Raw genomic sequence first — 21033 nt, 5'->3', positions numbered from 1 at the left:
CTGAAAATTAAAGGAATACCAGCGTGGTTACGACGCTCAGACAAGCCGATGCCGATTTTGAAAATAACTTTGCAGCTCTCCTTGCGGGCAAGCGCGAAGTTTCTGAAGATGTGGATCGTGCTGCCCGCGAAATCGTCGATCGTGTGCGCCGTGAAGGCGATTCCGCACTCATTGAATATTCCCTGCGTTTCGACCGTATTGATCTGAACAAGACCGGCATCCGTGTGACGGAAGCTGAAATTGATGCGGCTTTCGATGAGGCGCCAGCTTCGACCATTGAAGCGCTGAAGCTCGCTCATGAGCGCATTGAAAAACATCATGCGCGGCAATTGCCGAAAGATGACCGCTACACCGATGCGCTCGGCGTTGAACTCGGTTCACGCTGGACGGCGATTGAAGCTGTCGGCCTTTATGTGCCAGGCGGCACCGCAAGCTACCCAAGCTCAGTGCTAATGAATGCTGTGCCTGCGAAGGTTGCCGGTTGCGAGCGCATCGTGATGGTTGTCCCCTCGCCCGATGGCAAGCTGAACCCGCTGGTTCTGGTTGCTGCGCGTCTTGCCGGTGTTTCAGAAATCTATCGTGTAGGCGGCGCGCAGGCTGTCGCAGCTTTGGCCTATGGTACAGAAACGATTGCGCCGGTTGCGAAAATCGTCGGCCCGGGCAATGCATATGTTGCAGCCGCCAAACGCATTGTTTTTGGCACGGTCGGCATCGACATGATCGCCGGACCTTCGGAAGTGCTGGTGATTGCCGACAAGGACAACAATCCAGACTGGCTGGCCGCGGACATTCTTGCGCAGGCAGAACATGACACGGCCGCGCAGTCGATCCTGATGACTAATGACGAGCCTTTCGCAAAAGCTGTCGAAGAAGCTGTCGAAAGCCAGCTCAAAACCTTGCCGCGCGCTGAAACAGCGGCCGCAAGCTGGCGCGATTTTGGCGCGGTTATTCTGGTTGATGATTTTGAAGCGGCCATTCCACTGGCCAACCGCATTGCTGCCGAGCATCTGGAAATCGCTACCGCCGATCCGGAAGCGCTTTTGCCGAAAATCCGCAATGCTGGTTCAGTGTTTATCGGAGCCTATACGCCGGAAGTGATCGGCGATTATGTCGGCGGCTGCAACCACGTTCTGCCAACGGCACGTTCAGCGCGATTCTCGTCCGGCCTCTCGGTTCTGGATTACATGAAGCGCACGTCGCTTCTGAAGCTCGGCCCCGACCAGCTGCGCGCGCTCGGACCTGCAGCCATTGAAATCGCCCGCGCAGAAGGCCTTGATGCCCACGCGCAATCCGTCGCCATCCGGCTCAATCTATGAGGGATCATGACCGCCGGCGTTCCTAATGCCCGATTGATCGACATCGAGCTGGATGAATCCATCGGCCGCTCGACGCCTGATGTCGAGCATGAACGCGCGGTCGCGATTTTCGATCTGGTTGAAGAAAACGCATTCTATCCGGTCGGAGACGATGTGGGCGGACCATACAAACTAAAACTCTCCTTGATGGAATCGCGCCTGATTTTTTCCATCATGCGGGAAAGTGGTGATGTGGTTGCGACTCATATTCTATCGCTGACGCCACTTCGCCGCGTGGTACGTGATTATTTCATGGTTTGCGAAAGCTATTATGAAGCGATCCGTTCAGCGACCCCAAGCAAGATTGAAGCCATCGATATGGGTCGGCGTGGCTTGCACAATGAAGGGTCACAAGTTCTGCAAACACGACTGAACGGCAAGATCGAAGTCGATTTTACAACCGCTCGGCGGCTTTTCACGCTCGTCTGCGTGTTGCACTGGCGGGGCTGATCCTTAATGCGTGTTGAGGACGAGACCGCCACACCGGAAGAAACAGAGGTCGAGAAACGGCCAACTTCCGTACTTTTCGTCTGCGGCAAGAACGCGATCCGCTCACCAATTGCCGAGCTTCTTGCAAGAAAGCTGTTGCCACCCAATATGTATATAGCCTCTGCGGGCGTGCAACGCGGCGAGCGCGATCCCTTTGTCGATGCGGTTCTCGTTGAAGAAGGACTGTCGCTGGATGATCGGCAACCGCGTGGGCTGGAAGAACTGGCGGATGGCTATTTCGATCTGATCATTACACTCACGCCGCTGGCCCATCACACTGTGCTTGAACGAATGCGTGGTTTTTCGGTCGATGTGGAATATTGGCCTACGCCGGATCCGACTCTTGTTACCGGCAGCCGCGAGCAAATAATGAATGCCTATCGGGATGTTCGGGATCGGTTAAAACAGCAAATTACCCAGCGATTAGCCCCGAATTAACAGCCCGTAAGCCTAATCCAATTCCGTTGTTCACAAATGCCGTCTAATCATATAGGTTCCGGCCAAATTTAAAGCTATGGCCCGGTTTCGGGTCAATTTATCGTAGAAAGAAATAGGTATCGTATGCCGAAAGAAGAAGTCCTAGAGTTTCCAGGCGTTGTTACGGAACTACTGCCAAATGCAATGTTCCGCGTAAAGCTCGAAAACGACCATGAAATCATCGCCCACACTGCTGGTCGTATGCGCAAGAACCGCATCCGTGTTCTCGCTGGCGACAAGGTTCTGGTCGAAATGACCCCTTACGACCTGACCAAAGGCCGTATCACCTATCGCTTCAAGTAAGCCTCATCTCGCTTTTCAGGAAAACTGGTGTCTATGAACGCGCAACATAAGCTGGTTCTTGCCTCCGGCTCTCCCCGCAGGATCGAGCTTCTGGGGCAAGTTGGTATCGAGCCTGATCATATTCAGCCAGCTGATATTGATGAAACGCCTGAGCGCGCGGAACATCCGCGTTCGCTCGCGCGTCGTCTTGCGCGTGAAAAGGCAAAGGCCGCCCAGGAACAACTCAAGAGCGACGAGAATTATTCCGGTGCTTTTGTTCTGGCGGCTGACACGGTTGTTGCCGTTGGACGACGGGTTCTGCCTAAGGCAGAAATCACAGAGGAAGCGCGGGAATGCCTGCGTCTTCTGTCGGGGCGTATGCATAAGGTTTTCACCGGTGTCTGCCTTGTTCTTCCCAATGGCAATCTGCGCCAGACGCTCGTTGAAACGCGTTTGCGTTTCGAGCGCCTGTCACGCAAACAGATTGACGCCTATCTCGCTTCCGGTGAGTGGCGCGGCAAGGCTGGTGGCTATGCCATCCAAGGCCTTGCGGGCAGTTTCGTGGTCAAGCTGGTTGGCTCCTATACCAATGTGGTGGGCCTGCCATTGCAGGAAACTGTAAGCCTGCTGGCCGATGGTGACTATCCGGTTTATGCTAATTGGGAAAGCGGCAAGGTCTGAAAATCCCATGAGTGACAAGAAAGACATATCCACCGCACCGGATGCACGGGTAACGCCATTGCGGCCTACTCGTCCCTGCCCTGAGTGCAGCAAGCCTTCGTCTCGCGATTCTTATCCGTTCTGTTCACCGCGGTGCAAAAGCATCGACCTCAATCGTTGGCTTTCGGGAAGCTATGTCATCCCGGGAAAAACCATCGAAGAAGAGGAAGAGAACGACAACTGAGCCTTATTGGCTCAGATTTCCACAGTGAAATCGGTGCTTTAGCATGTTTATAAGAAATCTTATAAAAAGTGCGATAGGGTGCTGGACAGCGCGAAATTTAATGCTATAACGCACCCACTTCCGGCGGACACCAACACCGCCACTAAGTGAGAAATCACTGACAGGATGCCCGGATAGCTCAGTTGGTAGAGCAGCGGATTGAAAATCCGCGTGTCGGCGGTTCAAATCCGTCTCCGGGCACCACTCTTCTCCAGATGATGTTCCAAAACATATTTTTTGCTCTTATAGCCTTGGCATTTGATGTCTCGCGTTCAGAGGACTTATGAAATTCTCCCCGGCTGATCAGAACGCGCTTTTCAATATTATGCGCTGGCGGCGGGACGTAAGGCATTTCCTGACAGATCCCATACCAGACGAACTGCTCACAAAGCTGTGCGAGGCGATGCATTATGCGCCATCTGTCGGCAATTCGCGGCCATGGCGAATCTTCCAGGTTGAAAGCACTGAGAAGCGGGAAGCCGTCTATAGTCTGTTTGAGGCATCAAACCGGCAGGCCGCACGCATCTATGATGAAGCTCGTGCCAACAAATATCAGCAACTCAAACTCGAAGCCATTCGCACCGCCCCTGTGCAACTGGCCGTCTTCACCGAGAACGACCCTGTGGAGGGCCATGGGCTTGGTCGGCAGACCATGGCATCAACGCTTGAACAAAGCACGGCAATGGCTGTGCAGAACCTCAATCTCGCTGCCCGCTCTCTCGGTCTTGGCGTTGGCATGGTTTCGATTCTTGAACCGGACGCCATGAAGAGACTGTTTCAGGTACCAGAACACTGGCGCTTCAGTTTCTATCTCTGTATTGGCTGGCCATGTTTCGAGAGCGATATGCCACTTCTGCATGAAAACGGCTGGCAACAAAATACGACCCTTCGTTGGGACAAAACCTAGAGCGCAACCAGTCGTTGGTTAGGAGTGTCCACATGGCGCTTTTGGGCGTATTTGATAGTTGATTGATACATTCCAATTTGCTTAATGATGCCCCATGCTTCTACACGACAAACATCGGCTCGCTGTTCTCACTTCCTACAACACGATCGAGATGGGGCAAGATCGCACATTGGATGCGCTCTGCAATCTCGTCCTGTCCACGTTTGGTGTGCCGATGGCAGCGGTCTCTCTGGTTGATGAACGCGTAACGCATCATATTGGCATGGCTGGCTGCACTTTTGGCGATGTGCCCAATGAGAACACCTTCTGCTCGCGAACCATCGAAAGCCAAGTGCCCTTTCTGGTGGAAGATGCGACATCCGATGATCGCTTTGCCGCCAATCCCTTCGTGAAAGATGCGCCGGGTATCCGCTTTTATCTTGGCGCACCTCTGATTGCTCCAGACGGCTCGACGCTGGGTGCGATCTGTGCGCTCGATACAAAATCGCGGCCCTGTACCTCTGAAGAAATACTGAAACTCACCAATCTTGCTAGCACCGCCGTCGAAATCCTGAGTATGCGCCGCATCATGCGTGATGCCCGCAAGCTGGCGCTTGTCGACGGTTTGACCGGCATTGCCAATCGCACAGGCATCGAGCTGGAAATCGAGAAGGCCATTTTAGCGCTCCGTAATCATGGGCTGACATTCTCGCTGCTCTATTTCGATGTTGATCGTTTCAAACAGGTCAATGACGAGCGCGGTCACTCTGCAGGCGACGAGTTGCTGCGGCTGATCGGAGAAGTGCTTGCCGGGCGCAATCGGCCGGATGAAGTCAGCGCGCGCCCTGGCGGCGATGAGTTCATTGTGCTGCGATTGGGCGGCACCAAGGCAAGCGACCTTGCAGAAGCACAGCAAATCAAGGCTTTGCTTGATGATGCCGTTGCGCGTGAAGGCTTCAATGTCAGTTTCTCGATGGGCCTTGTGAGCTTCACTGTTGCGCCTGCCGATGTGACCGCAGCGCTATATGCGGCAGATGCTCTGCTCTATGACGCCAAGCGCCGTGGCAAGAATCTGATCTCCGCAGGCGAACAGAAATAAGCTTTTCCAACGCGCCGATCAGCTTCACTTTTCAGTGAGATTGCGGCGTGCCGCCTTGCTGCGATTGATCTGCAGCGCTTCTTCTGCGACCACTGCACCCTGCAGATAATTGGGAATGTTATCTTTCGGGTTTCAGCGCATTGCGCTTATCATCACATGACTTATTCAACATCTTAGCGAGGATTTTCCATGCTCTGGACCTTGTTCGGCATTCTTTCGGGTGCCTGTATCGCCATTCAGGCTCCCATCAATGCCGCACTGGCTCGCGGGCTTGGATCGCCAGTCACCGCCGCTGCAATATCGTTTCTGTCGGGAGCGGTCATTCTTGGTATGATCGCAGCCGTAACGGCGCGTGTCACCGGCGCAATTCCGGCGTTCAATGTGCCAGCGGGCTGGTTGTTTGTGGCTGGCGGCGCACTCGGCTGCATCTATGTCACGACATCGGTTTTGCTGACACCACGTATCGGGGCTGCCGCCGTGATGGGCCTTGCGGTCGCTGGACAATTGATGGCCGGACTGGCTGCAGACCGAATTGGTTTCATGGGCGTTGCTGTGCGCGAGATCACTGCGGGACGCATCGCAGGCGCGGTCCTGCTTCTCACCGGAGCGCTGATGATCCGCTTTCTCTGAGGCATTTCCAGCAAAAGCGTAAAGCAAATTTGCTTCGGACGAAGCGTCAAACAAAAGCCGCGCTGGAAGTGCTTCCAGCGCGGCTTTTCTATCAACCTTTGAAGGTGTATTCCGTAATCGACTGTGGCTTCATTTCAATCGAGAAGCCCGGCAGCGATGGCGGCATATAAGCTGCATTTTTAATGATGCATGGCTCGATGAAATGCTCGTGCAGGTGATCGACATATTCGATCACACGACCGTCCATGGTGCCGGAAACGGCAACATAATCGATCATGGAAAGATGCTGCACATATTCACAAAGGCCAACGCCGCCGGCATGTGGCCAGACTGGCTTGTTGTATTTCGCAGCAATCAGCAGCACGGCCAGCACTTCATTCAGGCCACCCATACGGCAGCTGTCGATCTGAACAATGTCGATAGCGCCTTCCGCGATGAACTGCTTGAACATGATGCGGTTCTGGCACATTTCGCCGGTCGCAACCTTCACATCGCCAATGGCTTCGCGAATTTTGCGATGACCTGCAACATCATCCGGGCTGGTCGGTTCTTCGATGAAGAACGGCTTCGAGAAGGCAAGCTTGTTGACCCACTCGATCGCCTGATCAACTTCCCACACCTGATTGGCGTCGATCATCAGATAACGATCTGGACCGATCACTTCACGCGCGATGGTGAGACGACGAATATCGTCTTCAAGATCACGGCCAACCTTCATCTTGATGTGGTTGAAACCTTCATCAATCGCTTCCTGACAGAGACGACGCAGCTTGTCATCACCGTAGCCAAGCCAGCCAGCAGACGTCGTGTAGCAAGGATAGCCAGTGGCTTCGAGCTTGGCGATACGCTCTGCCTTGCCGCTTTCTGCTTTGCGCAGAATTTCGACAGCTTCCTCGCGCGTCAGTGCATCGGTGAGATAGCGATAATCGACGATATCGGCAATTTCTTCCGGCGACATATCGGCCACGAGCCGCCATACCGGCTTGCCCGCCTGCTTTGCAGCGAGGTCCCAGAAGGCGTTGACGACTGCACCGGTGGCGAGATGCATCGCGCCCTTGTCCGGGCCGATCCAGCGCAGCTGGCTATCGCCGGTCAGGTAACGCCAGAACTTGCCAGGGGCCGCGAGGAAATCATCCATCGAGGAGCCGACCACCAGATGACGCATGGCAAGAATAGCCTGACAGCAAATGTCATTGCCGCGACCAATGGTGAAGGTAAGCCCGTGGCCTTTCAGCGCTTCGTCATCCGTATCGAGGATGACATAAGCTGCCGAGTAGTCCGGGTCCGGATTCATCGCGTCGGAACCGTCCAGACTTTGCGAAGTCGGGAAGCGCAGATCGAAGACGCGCAGATCAGTAATTTTCGTCATGTTTGATTCCGTGATCTGAGCATGATCCCCAAAAATGGAGACCGGTTTTAGAGATCATGCTCAAGAAAATTAAACGTCCGCGCGCACGTTCTGCTTCTGCGAACCGAGGCCTTCAATGCCGAGTTCGACAACATCGCCAGCCTTGAGGTAGCGCGGTGGTTTCATGCCCATGCCAACGCCCGGAGGCGTACCGGTGGAAATGATATCGCCCGGCTGCAGTGACATGAACTGCGAGAGATAGGAAACCAGATGGCGCACGCCGTAGACCATGGTCTTGGTCGAGCCGTCCTGCATGGTTTCGCCGTTGACGGTGAGCCACATTTTGAGATCCTGCGGATCAGCAACTTCGTCCTTTGTTACCAGCCATGGGCCGGTCGGGCCGAATGTGTCGCAAGACTTGCCCTTGGTCCACTGACCGGCGCGTTCGATCTGGAAAGCGCGCTCCGAAACGTCATGCAGCGTGCAGTAGCCAGCAACATAATCAAGCGCATCATCTTCCGAGACATATTTCGCGGTCTTGCCGATGACGATGCCGAGTTCGACTTCCCAGTCGGTCTTTTCCGAACCACGCGGGATCAGCAGATCGTCATTCGGGCCGACGATGGCCGAGGTTGCCTTCATGAAAATAACTGGCTCTGGTGGCACAGCCATACCGGATTCTGCTGCGTGATCGGCATAGTTGAGGCCGATGCAGATGAACTTGCCGGTGCCTGCAACACATGGGCCAAGGCGCGGGTTGCCTTCGACCTTTGGCAGCGCATTGACATCAAGCGAACCGAGCTTGGCTAGTGCTTCAGGGCTGAGAACGGCACCCGACAAATCGCTGACATGGGCAGACAGATCACGGATGTTGCCGTCGGCATCGAGAAGGCCCGGCTTTTCCTGACCGGTTTCGCCATAGCGAAGAAATTTCATGAGTTTACTCCTTGTGGGGATGCTGAATTGGTAACGATGGGGCGAACAAGGGTGGTTGAGATTCTGGTTATGGCGTGCCGAAAATGGTGTTTTTCGAGAACCGGAGCGGAGTGTACTTTAAGGTACATGAGCACCGGAAGCGCAGAAAAGTGCCATTTGCAGGCCGCCAGAGCCTGAATATCGACTGCCCTAGATCGTCCAACCACCGTCGATGTTGTAGGCCTGACCGGTCGTGTAAGTTGCACCTGCGAGATAGACCGCGAGATCGGCAATTTCTTCCGGCTGGCCGATACGGCCAATTGGCTGACGCGCGATGAAGGCTGCACGCTGCTCTTCATAATCGCCCTGCGCACGCAGGCGATCCTGCAGCGACGGGCTTTCAACCGTACCGGGGCAGATGGCGTTGCAGCGGATGCCCTTGGCAACATAGTCGGCAGCAACAGCCTTGGTCAGACCGATGACGGCCGCCTTGGTGACGCCATAGGCAAAGCGGTTCGGCACGCCTTTAACGCTTGAAGCAACGGATGCCATGTTGACGATGGCACCGTCCTTGCGTTCCAGCATACCCGGCAGCACGGCCTGAATGGTGCGGATCATCGCCTTGACGTTGAGATTGACGGCGAAGTCGAGGTCTTCATCCTTCATTTCCAAAATCGAACCACCATGGACGACGCCTGCGCAGTTGAACAGGATGTCGACCTGACCGATCTCGGCAACGAGCGCCTTCACTTCGGCCTCGTCAAGCACGTTGAGTTTGCGGGTGATGATACCCGAAACGCCTTCGAGTTCCTTCAGCGCTGCTTCGTTGATATCGGTCGCATAGACCTTGGCACCTGCTTCCGCAAAAGCCAGCGCACTCGCACGGCCAATGCCCTGAGCGGCAGCTGTCACCAGTGCGGTTTTTCCATCAAATCGTATCGTCATAGTCATGCCTTCCGTTCAACAAGCAGGATGTGGTCACAAGCAAGCACCACTTCGTCCCGCTGATTAAGCACTTCGCACCGCTCGGTAACGCGGCCCAGATTTGTCCGTTTCGGGTCGTCTTCCTTAGCGCTGATCGTCACGCGCGTGCGGATCGTATCGCCGATATGCACCGGACGCACGAACCGAAGGCGGTCATAGCCATAGGAAAACGCAACAGGGTTAATCAGCGTCGCAGTCAGGCCGACGCCGATTGCAAAGATCATCGTGCCATGCGCGATACGCTGACCACCCGGCAAAGTTTTTGCAAATTCCGCATCCATGTGGTGCGGAAAGAAATCGCCCGTATGACCGGCGTGAACTACGAAATCCGTTTCGGTGATCGTGCGGCCATAGGTTATGCGCTGATGGCCCAATTCATAGTCTTCAAAATAGATCGTCTGTTCAGACATGATCAGAACTCCGGTTTTGCGGCAAGCGGCGTGGCGGGCGCAGCGCTTGACTGATAGGCCGCTTCGACCAGCGCCATAGTGTGCCATGCATCTTCAACCGAGCCGATCAGTTCTGCATCTTCACCAGTGGCGAAGCGCTGTAACTGCGCCATGCGGTTTAAGAATGCGTCCGGGAACCATGCGCCTTGAAGCTCCACCTGCACCCAGTCGTCGCCACCCTTTGGCTTGATCCAAAGCTCGTCCGGTTCGCCGCGCGGATAGTCGAGATTGACGCCGAGTTTCACATAGGCTGCACCCTCAGTCCCGCAAATGCGGAACTCGCAGGCCTGAAATTTGCGGCCAAAATCATGGTCGTGATTGATCGACAGTGCACAGCGCACGCGGTTGCCATAGTCGAGAATTGCAGCCGTGCGGGTCTGTGCAACTTCATGGTTTGGATGCCCAAGCGTCTTGGCGTGAACGCCTTGCGGATTGCCGAGCAGACCGCGCACGAAATCCAGATAATGGATCGAGTGCATGGCGATCTCAATACGTGGCAGACCTTTCAGGAACGGCCACAGACCCCAAGGGGTTGCAAGCGCCAGCCATGCGTCAAAATCCACCACTTCGCCAAGCAAGCCCTGATCCACAGCATCGTAAAGTGCCAACATCATCGGCGCGAAACGCAGCTGGAAATTCACCGCAGCCTTGAGATTGCGTGCGCGGCAGACTTGCAAGATTTCCGTAGCAGCTGCAAGATCGCTGCCCATCGGCTTCTGGATGAGACACGCAGAACCTTCCGGCAATTGCTGGAGGATCGAAGCATGGGCTGAGGGCGGCGTTGCCATATCGAAGATCGCACTTCCAACGGCTAGCGCCTCTTCAATACTGGCAAAAGCCTTCACGCCCCATTGGTCAGCAAGTGCCGATGCTTTCTCGAAATTGGGATCGAAAATACCTGCAACCGGAAAACCGCCCTTCTTATAGGCAGGCAGATGTGCGTCGCCGACAATGCTGCCCGCGCCGAAGATAACAATCGGCTTTGGTTCAGACGGCTTCGCCCACCACTGGCGCAGGGCTTTGGCGTCAAAAGCTTCAGTCATGATGGAAAACCTCCTCCATCATCGCCCACCACTCACCCTCTTTGCGGGTTTCAAGCGGCTTCTGGCATGGCATACAGACTGACCACCATTCCTGATTTTTCGGATTATCGGCCATCTTCTTCATATCGGCTTCAAAGTCGGTGCCGACATAGTCCCATGTGCCAAACAGCAGGTTTTCCGGCTCTTTGAGAAAGATTGTGTAATTGGTGATGTTGCACTCGGAAATGAGTGCAAGAATCTCCGGCCACACACTCGCGTGCAGCTTTTTATATTCTGCGATCTTTTCAGGCTTCAGCCCGATCACCATGCCCATTCGCTGCGCCATTACGACCTCACGATCTCGCGGGTGAATTCTGAAACCGACCGCGCACGCACGGCATCCCAATCCCACGAAATGCCAATACCCGGCTCGGAAGGCGCAATGGCGTGGCCATCACGAATTTCCATACCCTTGGTGGTCAGATCATCAAGCTGCGGAATATATTCGACATAGCGCCCGTTCTGCACGGCACAGGTGAGGCTGACATGCAGTTCCATCAGGAAGTGCGGGCAAACTGGAATGTCGAAGGCTTCCGCGGCGTGTGCCACTTTCAGCCAAGGCGTGATGCCGCCGATGCGCGCCACATCCACCTGCACGATGGAGCAAGCACCCTTCTGCATATATTCGCGGAAATGGCGGATCGAATAGATCGATTCACCAACCGCAATCGGTGTCGGGGTGGAGCGGGTCAGGCGGATATGACCGTCCAGATCATCCGCCGGAAGCGGCTCTTCGATCCATGCAAGATCAAGCTCTTTCAGACGCTCAGCACGACGAATGGACTCGTCAACCGTAAAGCCCTGATTGCAGTCGGTCATGATCTCAAAACCGTCACCCACGGCTGCACGAACAGCCGAAAGGCGCGCATAATCTTCCGAACCATGTGGCTTACCGATTTTCACTTTGGAACCAGAGAACCCCTTGGCTTTGGCGGCTAGAGCATCCTCGACCAGCGCTTCTTTCTCGATATGCAGCCAGCCGCCTTCAGTGGTGTAAAGCGGACAGCGATCTTTGGCACCGCCTGCAAGCTTCCACAGCGGCAGGTTCTGTTTCTTCGCACGCAAATCCCAGAGGGCCGTGTCAATGGCAGCAAGCGCCAAAGCGGTAATCGCGCCGATGGTTGTGGCGTGGGTCGCAAATTCGAGCTTACGCCAGATCGCCTCAATGCAATCCGCATCCTCATTGATAATCAGCGGCACCAGATGGTCGTTCAACAGGCGCATGACGGACGAGCCGCCGGTGCCGATGGTGTAGCTATAGCCCGTACCCACCGCCCCATCACTGTCGGTAATGGTGACGATTGGCGTTTCCTGACTGACAAAGCTCTGGATCGCATCGGTACGTTTGACCTTCGGCGGAAGGTCGACCATGCGCAGTTCAACTTTTTCAATACGTGCCATATCTATACCGCCAAGCTCTTGCCGCTTGCCGCATCAAACAGATGCGCCTGCGACAGATCAAAATGCATGGAGATTGCTTCACCGGAATTGAGAGGGCGCGGGTTGAGCATACGCGCTACCCATTCCTTACCGGCGAACTCGACAAAAACCAGTGTTTCATTGCCAAGCGGCTCGGTGATCGAAACACGCAGGTCCTGCTCATGCGATGTGCCGGCATCACCCGAAGACAGGCCGTGGCCGGTCGGGAAAAGATCATCCGGACGCAGACCGAACGTCACCTTGGCGCCATCCGTAACCTTGGCCTTGAACTGCGCAGGCACTGGCAGACGGTCGCCGCTGGCGAAGACCAGTTCCGAACCCTGCACAGTTGCCTCCGCCATATTCATCGGCGGTGAGCCGATAAAGCCCGCAACAAACTGCGTGGCAGGACGCTTGAACACTTCATCCGGTGTTCCGACCTGTTCAATATGGCCATCGCGCATGATGACGATGCGGTCAGCCAGCGTCATGGCCTCAACCTGATCATGCGTCACATAAACGACTGTAGACTGCACCTTGGCATGAAGCTTCTTGATCTCCGTGCGCATCTGCGTGCGCAGCTTCGCGTCGAGGTTAGACAGTGGTTCGTCGAACAGAAACACTTCCGGATTACGCACGATGGCGCGGCCCATAGCAACGCGCTGGCGCTGACCGCCTGAAAGCTGTGCCGGACGGCGCTCCATCAAGGCTTCAAGGCCAAGAATGGCGGAGGCTTCATTGACGCGACGGTCAATTTCCGCCTGTGGCTGCTTGGCGATTTTGAGCGAGAAGCCCATGTTTTCGCGCACCGACATATGCGGATAAAGCGCATAGGACTGGAACACCATGGAGATGTTGCGATCACGCGGCGGCAGATCGTTGACCACCTTGCCGCCGATTTCCAGCGCGCCGTCGGAAATGCTTTCAAGACCGGCAATCATGCGCAGCGTTGTGGACTTGCCACAGCCGGACGGGCCTACAAGCGCTACAAATTCCTTGTCGGCGATTTCGAGATTGATGCCATGCACCACTTCGATTGTGCCATAGCGCTTGACGAGATTTTTAATGGAAAGCTGAGCCATTGTAATATCAACCTTTAACCGCGCCGAACGTCAGACCAGCAACAAGATGCTTCTGAACGATGAATGTGAGGGTCAGCGCCGGAATAATCATCACGACCGCCAGCGCGCACATGCCACGCCAGTCGATGGTGAATTCAGCGGTGTAATCGAGAAGACCGACAGGAAGAGTCTTGGAATTGACCGAGCGGGTCAGCTGGGAAGCCAGCGCATATTCGTTCCATGAAGTGAGGAAGGCGAAGATGCCTGCGGTGGCAATGCCGGGACCAGCAAGCGGAAACTCCACCTGCCAGAAGGCCTGCCAGCGCGTGCAGCCGTCAATCTGGGCTGCTTCAGCCAGATCCTTCGGCACCTGACGGAAGAAGCCGTCGATCAGCCAGATCGTGAATGGCACATTGAGCGCCACATAAGTGACAATCAGACCGAAATGCGTGTCGATAATGCCGATGCGCGAATAGAGCATGAAGAGCGGCAGTGAAAGCGCAATGCCCGGCACCGAGCGCGTCAGCATAAGACCGAGGAATGTCGTTGACTTGCCCCAGAAGCGGAAGCGCGCAAAGGCATAGCCACCTGAAACGCCGACAATCAGCGCGATGATGGTGGATGTGACCGAGATAATCAGCGAGTTGCGGAAATAATCCCAGACCGGAATGCCGCCGCCGCCTGCACCAGAGAACATCGCATAATAAGCATCAAGCGTGATTTCTTGCGGAATCCAGACCGGCGGCTTTGCCATGATTTCAACCGGCGGACGCAGCGAGGACAGCACAATCCACAGACCGGGCAGGCAGATGATCGTCATCGCGAGAAACAGGCCGATGAGGTACGCGACTTTTTTGACGCGGCGCAGCAGGCGATGCTGATCATTAGAGAGGGTTTTGGAAGCCATGATTACCACTCCGCTCCGATTTGCGCGCGTGCGGCTGCAAGCTTGCGGAAGAACATTACGGTGAAGAGGATCGAGAGCAGGATCGCGACATAAGCCATGGCATTGGCCAAGCCCATCTGCGCATCCGAATAAGCGGTGCGTCCAACCAGCGTCCAGATTAGCTCGGTTCGCCGTGCCGGACCACCATCGGTCATGATCTTCACGATGTCATAGGCACGCGCCACATCCAGCGAACGAATGGTCATTGCGATGAAGGCAAATGGCATCAGATAAGGCCAGATGACGTAACGGAATGTCTGCCATGGCGTGCAACCATCAACGCGCGCGGCTTCAACCGGATCCTGCGGCATGGACAGAAGACCGCCCAGAATGAGGATCGCAAATACCGAGGTCGACATCCAGACTTCTGCCATCAGAATGGCAAACAGCGCCAGATTGCCGTCGATCAGCCATGGAATAGCGGTGTCGGTGATACCCAGCGATTGCAGCGCATTGTTCACAAGACCGATATTGTCGTTGAACATGAATTTGAACTGGAAGCCGACCAGAACCGGCGAAAACATCATCGGAAACATCATCAGCGTGCGCAAAACGCGCTGGCCGTGGGTGGCCTTGTTGATGAGCAGCGCCAGACCAAGTCCGAGCAGCATTTCCAGATTGAGCGCGATGGTGAGGAAGATCACCGTGCGAATGAATGCAGCCCAGAACACCCAATCACCCATGATGCGCTGATAGTTGCGCAGACCGATGAAGTTAAACAGGCTGTCAGGGCGCGTCAGCCGGAATGGCGTGAAGCTTGAATAAAGCGAAAGCGCGAGGGGAAACAGAACCACCGCAGCGAGGATGATGAAGGCCGGAAGCAAAAGCAAAACCGGCGGGGAAATTCGTTTAAACATTGTTCTTCCGAAGCGGTCATTAAGCGCAAAATTGGCCCGCCCCGTTCAGAGCGGGCCATGAAGTCACAGTTTAAATGAGGCGATAGGCCTAGAGTTCGCCAGCATCCTCAAGGATCTGCGTTGCCTTCTTGGCTGCATCATCAAGCGCCTGCTGCGAGGTCTTGTCACCAAGGATCGCTGCCTGAAGTTCAGGATAGACAGCGTTGGAAATTTCGATCCATGACGGGGTTTGCGGAACCGGGAAAGCGGTCTTTGCCGTTTCCTGGAACACCGAGAGCACTTCCTTCTTGTACGGATCGGAAGCAGCCTGCTCGATCACGTAATCCCAGACAGCGGTGCGGGTTGGCAAAGTGCCGGCAGCCGATTCCTGCTTCTGCGAATCCTCGTTGGTCAGGAACCAGACGAGCGAAGCAGCAGCTTCCTTGGTGCCACAGGATTCAGTGACTGAGAAGCCATGATGCCCCGACCAGCCAGTGCGCTTGCCGGAAGAACCTGTCGGTGGTGGAACAATGCCAACATTGCCTGCGACCTTCGACGACTTTGGATCGTTGAAATAGGTTGCCCAGCCCGGCCAATCCAGATTGAGTGCAATGGTGCCGGATGCAAAGCCAGCGCCCAGCTCATCCCAGAGATAGTTGGTGGTGCCTGCAGGAACGGCCTTGGCCTTGTAAAGATTGACGAACCAGTCGAGCGCACGGACACCGGCTTCGGAATTGAAAGCTGGCTTGCCGTCTTTGAGATATTCGCCGCCTTCAGCGACCAGCATTTCGTAGAAGCGGCCGTTGATGGCTTCTTCCTTGCCCGCAAACTGCGTGCCGTAGAAATTCGGCGGATCGGCAAAGAACACAGCCTGATCGGAAACTTCTTTCCAGGTCTTTGGCGGTGCCAGATCGTAACCGTATTTTTCCTTGAATGCGGTCTTCTTGGCGTCGTCTTCGTAAAGGCTCTTCTGATAATAGAGCGCTGAAACGTCGAACTGCGCGCGTGGCAGCATGACCAGCTTATCGTTAAGCGTCGAAGCCTTGATCACCGATGGCACGAAGCCTTCGATTTCTTCTTTTGGAAGCAAACCATTCAGATCGGCATAGAGATCAGGATATTGCGGCGCAAAAGACGAATGGTTGGAGCCAACGCACCAGTTAATCGAACCCGAAGCGATGTCCGACTTGATTTCCTTGTCCAGCTCGAAGTGGTTCTTCTTGGACAGGATGTTGACCTTGGCACCGGTCGCCTTTTCCCATTCAGCAATGCGCGAATACAGCGCTTCATACTGCTGACCGCCAATGAGCTTGGCATTGATGGTGACGCCTTCAAATTTACCCGGAAGTTCCGCAGCCCCCGCGGAAACCATTCCTGCAGCCAGCAGAACAGAGCCTGCCAGCACAGATGTCGTGAAATTCCTCATGCTTCTCCTCCTACTAGAACACCGCGCGCCCTTTTTTGGACGCCCCATACGGCGCTCTAACCTCCTTGAGCCCGATCATCGTGTTTCCCGAAATTCCAATCTGACTTCAGGCCGACGCTTTTACGGACAACTCCCCAGTCCGCACCCGATTGTGCTTCCTATATTTATATGCAAACATACTATTCACAATCGGTCAAGGCGATTTCGATGACTTCAATACTTTCATCACTTGCGATGTTCGTATATGAAGTATGCCATTCACGAAGGGGACCAGCTTGGAAACAGATGATCGTTATCGCGCGCCTGCGCTGGACAAGGGGCTGGACATTCTCGAACTGCTGGCCAGTGTCGATGGTGGACTAAGCCAGGCCGAGATTGCCAAGCACCTCGACCGCAGCCCCAACGAGTTTTACCGGATGCTCGATCGTCTGGTGAAGCGCGGGTATGTGACCAAGCTGGAAGGTGACCGTTATTCGCTGACACTCAAGCTGTTCGGTCTTGCGCATCTTCATGCGCCGGTGCGCAGACTTGCTTCCTTTGCAACGCCCTTCATGCGCGAACTTGCTGATCGCTCGAAGCAGGCCAATCAGCTTGCTGTGTTTGATCGTGGTTCTGTCGTGGTGATTGCACAGCAGGAAGCCCCGGATTACTGGGGGATTTCGATCCGCGTCGGTTCGCATATCAGCCTTTTCGACACGGGTTCCGGCCATGTGCTTCTCGCCTTCCGCACGCCGGAAGAACGCAAGATGATGATTGCCGAATATGTCAAAGACGGCGAGAGCGGCAATCTCGATGAAAGCTTCTATGAGCGACTCGATCAGATTCGCGAACGCGGCTACGAAATGATGCCAAGTGCGCAGGTGGCTGGCGTCTACAACCTCTCTGCACCGATTCTCGGTCCTGACGGCTCATGCATCGCAGCCCTCACCTGTCCTTATGTCACGCTAGTCAATTCGACGTTCGCACCTGACATCACACAGACCATCAGCCTGCTGCAAAAGACCGTCAAAGACCTCTCAAAGCTGGTCGGTTCCGATATCGGAACAACAGATTAATCCAGACCGATAATTCTTATTTGAAAACTCTCTTCTTTTTTGAAAGTATGACATCGGAGGACAGTTTTCATGATTATCGATACCCATCTGCATCTGATAGACAAAAGCGCGCTCAACTATCCATGGCTGGGAGACGTACCAGCTTTGAACCGCGATTTTCTGTTTGAGACCTATCGGAAGCAGGCCGAACGTTGCGGCATTAAAGCAGCATTACACATGGAAGTGGACGTTTCTGCCCCTGAAATTGTGGCAGAGACCGCTCACATTATGGCAATCTCGCGTCAAAATAATGGCTATATCAAGGGCGCGATTGCATCTTGCCGCCCGGAAGAACCGGGATTTGCCGAATATCTGGAACAGAGCCGCAGCAATCCTTTCATCAAAGGCTTTCGCCGTGTGTTGCATGTCGTACCCGATAATGTCTCTGAGGGCGCTCTGTTTCGGGAGAATATCAAGCGGCTGGAAGGCACTGGCCTGACCTTTGATCTCTGCACACTCCCGCACCAGATCGACAAGGTGCTGGCGCTGGCAGATCTCGCCCCGGACGTGCAGTTCGTGCTCGATCACTGCGGCGTTCCGGACATCAAATCAGGTGCGCTGGAAGTCTGGCAGAAGGGGATTACCGAGATTGCGCAACGCGACAATGTGATCGCCAAAATCTCTGGCGTGGTGGCCTATGCTGACGCTGAAAGCTGGACCGTCGACACACTGCGCCCTTATGTGGAGCATGTGATTCAGTCATTCGGCTGGGAGCGGATTGTATGGGGAAGCGATTGGCCTGTCTGCACCTTAGCGAGTAACGTCGATGCCGGGCTTTCCACATGGGTGGCGACAACCCATGCACTGCTTAAAGGATGCAGCGAAGACGAAAAGGCACTGCTTCTTGCCGACAATGCCCAGCGCATCTGGAAGATTTAAACCTAAAGGCTGGCGAGTTTCTCGCCAGCCAATTTGTTGAATTAAAAGCTTTCGCGGAAAAGCCGGTTGAGATCGGCGACGACGACCTCCGCCTTCTCATTGTTCAGCAAGCCCTTATTGATACGCTCGGAAGCCGCTTCCTGAAACGGCATATAGCCATCGTGACGCGGACGCACCCATGCCCCTTCCAAGGTTGCGCGCGTGTCGCGATAGAAGCCCGATGTTGCGTTGTTTACCCCATCGTCTTCCCATGCTTCCGCATGTCCCGGCTGACCGTTGGACGCCGCGTAAAGCCCTTTCTGCACCTCACCGCTTGCAATCCAATAGGCGAAGTCGATTGCCGCTTCCGGATGCTTGCTGAAGGCTGAAACCGCAATACCCGTGCCACCCAGAGCCGATCCTGCAACGCCTGCTGGACCCGATGGAATATCGGCAAAACGGATCAGGCGATCGCGGAAGCCCGGCATGGCATAATTCACATAGCCGTAAATCAGCGGCGAACAGGCAATTTCGGATTCTGGCTCTGCCATTTCCTCAAACACCGCAATCGGGTCCATGCCGAAACATTCAGGCTTAACCAGCGAAGCAACCTCGCGCAGTTGCTCAAAAGCTTTCGCACCATCCTCAACAGCGATCAGCTCGCCTTCAACCGCGCAAGGCGTTCCGGCATTGGCAACCAGTGTATAAAAGCACATCAGCGAATGCGGCGAGCGCAGTGGCAGCAGGACTTTCCCGGCGCGCGCCAGACGCAGCACCTCGCCCCATGAGGTAGCTGGCTTGTCCATCAGGTCCGGACGCCATGCTTGAACCTGTGTTGCTGCATCGAGCGGAAACGCCCATTGCCGCCCCTGCCAGTTATAGCTTGGGAAGGACTGGCCCACAGAGCCATCGGCAAGCTCTTTCAGTTCCGTTTCGCGGCCCGGCACATCAAGCGGCAGCAGACAACCTTCCTTGGTGATCTGGCCCACATGTGGATGGTCGATTACGATCATATCGAAATTGCGTGCCAGTTCCTCAACCGGAAAGGTCTCGAAATCCTGTAGCGACCGCTTTTCCCACTCAATTTCGACGCCCTTGTCAGCAAGCCATTGTTCGGCACCTGCGACCATCGGATCATAGCCGCGCGGGTGGCTCCAGGTCATGCCTTTAAGCTTGATCGTGCTCATAGACCGAACTCCTCGCGGATTGCTTTGCTGTTTTCGCCAATGCGCGGCGCGGCGCGTGCGACCTTCGGGCGCTGTCCGTTGATGCGCAGTGGGGAACGTGTGGTGGTGATGGCAACATCATCTTCACGCGTCACTGTCTGGAGCATGTCGAGGGTTGAGAAGCCTTCGCTTGCGAGCAATTCTTCCCAGTTGAGAACGCGGGCGCACCAGATATCAGCTGGTTCCAGAATGGCGAGCCATTCATCGACGGTTTTCTCGGCAATGCGGGCAGCAATCAGCCGCTTAATCTCATCGCGTTTTGCGAAAGCAACTTTCGGATCGGCAATAAAAGGCGCAAGCGTATCTGTTTCAAGCAGTGGTGCCAGTTTCGCAATCGGCATCATGGCGATTGCGAGATAACCGTCCGCTGCCGGATAGACACCGTAAGGTGCTGCGAGATAGGCGTGGGCACTGCGGAAATCGGAACGCTTTGGCAGGCGACGGCCATCGTTAAGGTGGGTGGTCAGCACTTCAAACTGGAAATCAACCAGCGCTTCGAGAAGGCTGGTCTCGACATGCGAACCTTTATTGGTGATGCCGCGGCGAACCAGCGCTGCGAGAATTCCCTGAGCGGCTGCAGCCCCTGCCAGCATATCGGCAACCGCCAGACCGAATGGGACCGGTCCCTGCCCCTCATCACCATTGAGCCACATGAGGCCCGAGCGCGCCTGCGCCAGCAGATCCTGTCCGGGACGTCCGACCCATGGCCCTTCTTCGCCATAGCCGCTGATCGATGCATAGACGAGACGCGGATTGATTTCTTTGGCGGCCTCGTAATCAAGACCAAGCCGCTTGATGACACCGGGGCGGAAATTCTGGATCAGCACATCGGCCTGTGTGAGAAGCTTCTTCAATGCAGCCAGATCGTCGGGATTTTTGAGATCGATCGCGAGGCTATCCTTGCCGCGATTGATCGCATGAAAAATCGTGGAATCGCCCCCGATTTCCGTGTCGCTCAGATAAAGTCTGCGCGAAAGATCGCCACCATCAGGCCGTTCAATCTTGATGACGCGCGCGCCCAGATCCATCAGACGCAACGAGCAATAAGGCCCCGACAGAAACTGGCTCATATCGACAACGACAAGCCCGCTCAGCGGCAGTTCGCTTTCCGACATCGGGAAATTCCCTCCTCATGAATTTCTTATGTAAATATAGTCTTCACATATGGATTTATAGAAGGCAAGGCTGAAATTGGGGTATTAGAGCGCATTTCGATCTGATTGGATCA

The 21033-nt window shown here is 55.1% G+C and carries 24 protein-coding genes and 1 tRNA gene; 12 read left to right on the top strand and 13 right to left on the bottom strand.

Annotated elements, in window-relative coordinates; all coding sequences use genetic code 11:
- The first annotated feature begins 23 nt into the window (after window positions 1-23).
- The 10 genes from hisD to CEV34_RS08575 all read left to right on the top strand — a co-directional run bounded on the left by hisD (window position 24) and on the right by CEV34_RS08575 (window position 6161).
- Window positions 24-1316 (top strand): histidinol dehydrogenase, encoded by a 1293-nt coding sequence (gene hisD / locus CEV34_RS08620; RefSeq protein ID WP_007873431.1) that lies wholly within the window; start codon window positions 24-26, stop codon window positions 1314-1316.
- A gap of 6 nt (window positions 1317-1322) precedes the next feature.
- Window positions 1323-1805, top strand: coding sequence for a UPF0262 family protein (locus tag CEV34_RS08615; protein WP_007873430.1), 483 nt, complete (start codon window positions 1323-1325; stop codon window positions 1803-1805).
- A 6-nt stretch (window positions 1806-1811) separates the two neighbouring features.
- The gene (locus tag CEV34_RS08610) at window positions 1812-2282 is read left to right on the top strand and encodes an arsenate-mycothiol transferase ArsC (RefSeq protein ID WP_007873429.1); all 471 of its coding nucleotides are present in this window, start codon (window positions 1812-1814) and stop codon (window positions 2280-2282) included.
- A 123-nt stretch (window positions 2283-2405) separates the two neighbouring features.
- Complete coding sequence (gene infA, locus CEV34_RS08605; RefSeq protein ID WP_007873428.1) at window positions 2406-2624, top strand: translation initiation factor IF-1; 219 nt, start codon at window positions 2406-2408, stop codon at window positions 2622-2624.
- Between the two features lie 33 nt (window positions 2625-2657).
- Window positions 2658-3284 (top strand): Maf-like protein, encoded by a 627-nt coding sequence (locus CEV34_RS08600; protein ID WP_007873427.1) that lies wholly within the window; start codon window positions 2658-2660, stop codon window positions 3282-3284.
- A 7-nt stretch (window positions 3285-3291) separates the two neighbouring features.
- Window positions 3292-3507 (top strand): DNA gyrase inhibitor YacG, encoded by a 216-nt coding sequence (gene yacG, locus CEV34_RS08595; protein WP_007873426.1) that lies wholly within the window; start codon window positions 3292-3294, stop codon window positions 3505-3507.
- A 167-nt stretch (window positions 3508-3674) separates the two neighbouring features.
- Window positions 3675-3750, top strand: a tRNA-Phe gene (locus CEV34_RS08590).
- Between the two features lie 79 nt (window positions 3751-3829).
- On the top strand, window positions 3830-4453 hold the full coding sequence (bluB, locus tag CEV34_RS08585; RefSeq protein ID WP_007873424.1) for a 5,6-dimethylbenzimidazole synthase: 624 nt from the start codon (window positions 3830-3832) through the stop codon (window positions 4451-4453).
- Between the two features lie 94 nt (window positions 4454-4547).
- A complete protein-coding gene (locus tag CEV34_RS08580) occupies window positions 4548-5531 on the top strand; it encodes a sensor domain-containing diguanylate cyclase (protein ID WP_007873423.1) in 984 nt (327 codons plus the stop codon).
- Window positions 5532-5720: 189 nt separating this feature from the next.
- Window positions 5721-6161: a DMT family transporter gene (locus CEV34_RS08575; RefSeq protein ID WP_007873422.1), complete on the top strand. Its 441-nt coding sequence runs from the start codon at window positions 5721-5723 to the stop codon at window positions 6159-6161.
- A gap of 91 nt (window positions 6162-6252) precedes the next feature.
- Here the strand turns inward: CEV34_RS08575 and CEV34_RS08570 are convergent, their stop codons facing one another.
- The 11 genes from CEV34_RS08570 to CEV34_RS08520 form a co-directional block, all read right to left on the bottom strand.
- Window positions 6253-7530, bottom strand: a complete 1278-nt coding sequence (locus CEV34_RS08570; RefSeq protein WP_064320118.1) for an L-fuconate dehydratase — start codon at window positions 7528-7530, stop codon at window positions 6253-6255.
- Window positions 7531-7599: 69 nt separating this feature from the next.
- Window positions 7600-8445 (bottom strand): fumarylacetoacetate hydrolase family protein, encoded by an 846-nt coding sequence (locus tag CEV34_RS08565; RefSeq protein WP_007873415.1) that lies wholly within the window; start codon window positions 8443-8445, stop codon window positions 7600-7602.
- A 189-nt stretch (window positions 8446-8634) separates the two neighbouring features.
- Window positions 8635-9369: an SDR family oxidoreductase gene (locus CEV34_RS08560; protein ID WP_007873414.1), complete on the bottom strand. Its 735-nt coding sequence runs from the start codon at window positions 9367-9369 to the stop codon at window positions 8635-8637.
- 2 nt (window positions 9370-9371) lie between these two features.
- Window positions 9372-9818: a MaoC/PaaZ C-terminal domain-containing protein gene (locus tag CEV34_RS08555; protein ID WP_007873413.1), complete on the bottom strand. Its 447-nt coding sequence runs from the start codon at window positions 9816-9818 to the stop codon at window positions 9372-9374.
- 2 nt (window positions 9819-9820) lie between these two features.
- The gene (locus tag CEV34_RS08550) at window positions 9821-10900 is read right to left on the bottom strand and encodes a Gfo/Idh/MocA family protein (RefSeq protein ID WP_007873412.1); all 1080 of its coding nucleotides are present in this window, start codon (window positions 10898-10900) and stop codon (window positions 9821-9823) included.
- Window positions 10893-11225, bottom strand: a complete 333-nt coding sequence (locus CEV34_RS08545; protein WP_007873411.1) for an L-rhamnose mutarotase — start codon at window positions 11223-11225, stop codon at window positions 10893-10895. The genes CEV34_RS08550 and CEV34_RS08545 overlap by 8 nt, the downstream gene beginning before the upstream one ends.
- Entirely contained in the window at window positions 11225-12340 is a 1116-nt protein-coding gene (locus CEV34_RS08540; protein ID WP_007873410.1) for a mandelate racemase/muconate lactonizing enzyme family protein, read from the bottom strand. The genes CEV34_RS08545 and CEV34_RS08540 overlap by 1 nt, the downstream gene beginning before the upstream one ends.
- A gap of 2 nt (window positions 12341-12342) precedes the next feature.
- A complete protein-coding gene (locus CEV34_RS08535; RefSeq protein WP_007873408.1) occupies window positions 12343-13440 on the bottom strand; it encodes an ABC transporter ATP-binding protein in 1098 nt (365 codons plus the stop codon).
- Window positions 13441-13447: 7 nt separating this feature from the next.
- Entirely contained in the window at window positions 13448-14326 is an 879-nt protein-coding gene (locus CEV34_RS08530; protein ID WP_007873406.1) for a carbohydrate ABC transporter permease, read from the bottom strand.
- Window positions 14327-14328: 2 nt separating this feature from the next.
- Entirely contained in the window at window positions 14329-15222 is an 894-nt protein-coding gene (locus CEV34_RS08525) for a carbohydrate ABC transporter permease (protein WP_007873403.1), read from the bottom strand.
- Between the two features lie 88 nt (window positions 15223-15310).
- Window positions 15311-16627, bottom strand: a complete 1317-nt coding sequence (locus CEV34_RS08520; RefSeq protein WP_007873401.1) for an ABC transporter substrate-binding protein — start codon at window positions 16625-16627, stop codon at window positions 15311-15313.
- 251 nt (window positions 16628-16878) lie between these two features.
- Here CEV34_RS08520 and CEV34_RS08515 point away from each other — a divergent pair, with 251 nt between their 5' ends.
- Together CEV34_RS08515 and CEV34_RS08510 are read left to right on the top strand one after the other, a co-directional pair.
- The gene (locus CEV34_RS08515; protein WP_051063901.1) at window positions 16879-17682 is read left to right on the top strand and encodes an IclR family transcriptional regulator; all 804 of its coding nucleotides are present in this window, start codon (window positions 16879-16881) and stop codon (window positions 17680-17682) included.
- Window positions 17683-17751: 69 nt separating this feature from the next.
- Window positions 17752-18600, top strand: a complete 849-nt coding sequence (locus CEV34_RS08510) for an amidohydrolase family protein (RefSeq protein WP_094543518.1) — start codon at window positions 17752-17754, stop codon at window positions 18598-18600.
- A gap of 41 nt (window positions 18601-18641) precedes the next feature.
- On the opposite strand, the gene CEV34_RS08505 is transcribed toward CEV34_RS08510, so the two are convergent.
- Entirely contained in the window at window positions 18642-19766 is a 1125-nt protein-coding gene (locus tag CEV34_RS08505; protein WP_007873395.1) for an extracellular solute-binding protein, read from the bottom strand.
- On the bottom strand, window positions 19763-20920 hold the full coding sequence (locus CEV34_RS08500; RefSeq protein WP_007873393.1) for a CaiB/BaiF CoA transferase family protein: 1158 nt from the start codon (window positions 20918-20920) through the stop codon (window positions 19763-19765). Before CEV34_RS08500 ends, CEV34_RS08505 begins: the two co-directional genes overlap by 4 nt.
- Window positions 20921-21033: the final 113 nt, after the last annotated feature.

Origin of the sequence: Brucella pseudogrignonensis (assembly GCF_002252525.1) — a bacterium.
GTDB classification, from domain to species: Bacteria; Pseudomonadota; Alphaproteobacteria; order Rhizobiales; family Rhizobiaceae; genus Brucella; species Brucella pseudogrignonensis.
The sequence above is the reverse complement of the archived record's forward strand: the minus strand, read 5'-3'. Positions and strand labels throughout refer to the sequence as shown.

Bases quoted from the DNA above. Each gene is read 5' to 3' on its own strand.
- CEV34_RS08550 (WP_007873412.1), bottom strand. From the start codon at position 10,900: ATGACTGAAGCTTTTGACGCCAAAGCCCTGCGCCAGTGGTGGGCGAAG.
- CEV34_RS08610 (WP_007873429.1), top strand. From the start codon at position 1,812: ATGCGTGTTGAGGACGAGACCGCCACACCGGAAGAAACAGAGGTCGAG.
- CEV34_RS08510 (WP_094543518.1), top strand. From the start codon at position 17,752: ATGATTATCGATACCCATCTGCATCTGATAGACAAAAGCGCGCTCAAC.
- CEV34_RS08555 (WP_007873413.1), bottom strand. From the start codon at position 9,818: ATGTCTGAACAGACGATCTATTTTGAAGACTATGAATTGGGCCATCAG.
- CEV34_RS08545 (WP_007873411.1), bottom strand. From the start codon at position 11,225: ATGGCGCAGCGAATGGGCATGGTGATCGGGCTGAAGCCTGAAAAGATC.
- CEV34_RS08540 (WP_007873410.1), bottom strand. From the start codon at position 12,340: ATGGCACGTATTGAAAAAGTTGAACTGCGCATGGTCGACCTTCCGCCG.
- CEV34_RS08565 (WP_007873415.1), bottom strand. From the start codon at position 8,445: ATGAAATTTCTTCGCTATGGCGAAACCGGTCAGGAAAAGCCGGGCCTT.
- yacG (WP_007873426.1), top strand. From the start codon at position 3,292: ATGAGTGACAAGAAAGACATATCCACCGCACCGGATGCACGGGTAACG.
- CEV34_RS08575 (WP_007873422.1), top strand. From the start codon at position 5,721: ATGCTCTGGACCTTGTTCGGCATTCTTTCGGGTGCCTGTATCGCCATT.
- CEV34_RS08500 (WP_007873393.1), bottom strand. From the start codon at position 20,920: ATGTCGGAAAGCGAACTGCCGCTGAGCGGGCTTGTCGTTGTCGATATG.
- CEV34_RS08570 (WP_064320118.1), bottom strand. From the start codon at position 7,530: ATGACGAAAATTACTGATCTGCGCGTCTTCGATCTGCGCTTCCCGACT.
- CEV34_RS08560 (WP_007873414.1), bottom strand. From the start codon at position 9,369: ATGACGATACGATTTGATGGAAAAACCGCACTGGTGACAGCTGCCGCT.
- CEV34_RS08580 (WP_007873423.1), top strand. From the start codon at position 4,548: ATGCTTCTACACGACAAACATCGGCTCGCTGTTCTCACTTCCTACAAC.
- CEV34_RS08515 (WP_051063901.1), top strand. From the start codon at position 16,879: ATGCCATTCACGAAGGGGACCAGCTTGGAAACAGATGATCGTTATCGC.
- CEV34_RS08530 (WP_007873406.1), bottom strand. From the start codon at position 14,326: ATGGCTTCCAAAACCCTCTCTAATGATCAGCATCGCCTGCTGCGCCGC.
- bluB (WP_007873424.1), top strand. From the start codon at position 3,830: ATGAAATTCTCCCCGGCTGATCAGAACGCGCTTTTCAATATTATGCGC.
- CEV34_RS08525 (WP_007873403.1), bottom strand. From the start codon at position 15,222: ATGTTTAAACGAATTTCCCCGCCGGTTTTGCTTTTGCTTCCGGCCTTC.
- CEV34_RS08600 (WP_007873427.1), top strand. From the start codon at position 2,658: ATGAACGCGCAACATAAGCTGGTTCTTGCCTCCGGCTCTCCCCGCAGG.
- CEV34_RS08615 (WP_007873430.1), top strand. From the start codon at position 1,323: ATGACCGCCGGCGTTCCTAATGCCCGATTGATCGACATCGAGCTGGAT.
- infA (WP_007873428.1), top strand. From the start codon at position 2,406: ATGCCGAAAGAAGAAGTCCTAGAGTTTCCAGGCGTTGTTACGGAACTA.
- CEV34_RS08535 (WP_007873408.1), bottom strand. From the start codon at position 13,440: ATGGCTCAGCTTTCCATTAAAAATCTCGTCAAGCGCTATGGCACAATC.
- CEV34_RS08520 (WP_007873401.1), bottom strand. From the start codon at position 16,627: ATGAGGAATTTCACGACATCTGTGCTGGCAGGCTCTGTTCTGCTGGCT.
- CEV34_RS08505 (WP_007873395.1), bottom strand. From the start codon at position 19,766: ATGAGCACGATCAAGCTTAAAGGCATGACCTGGAGCCACCCGCGCGGC.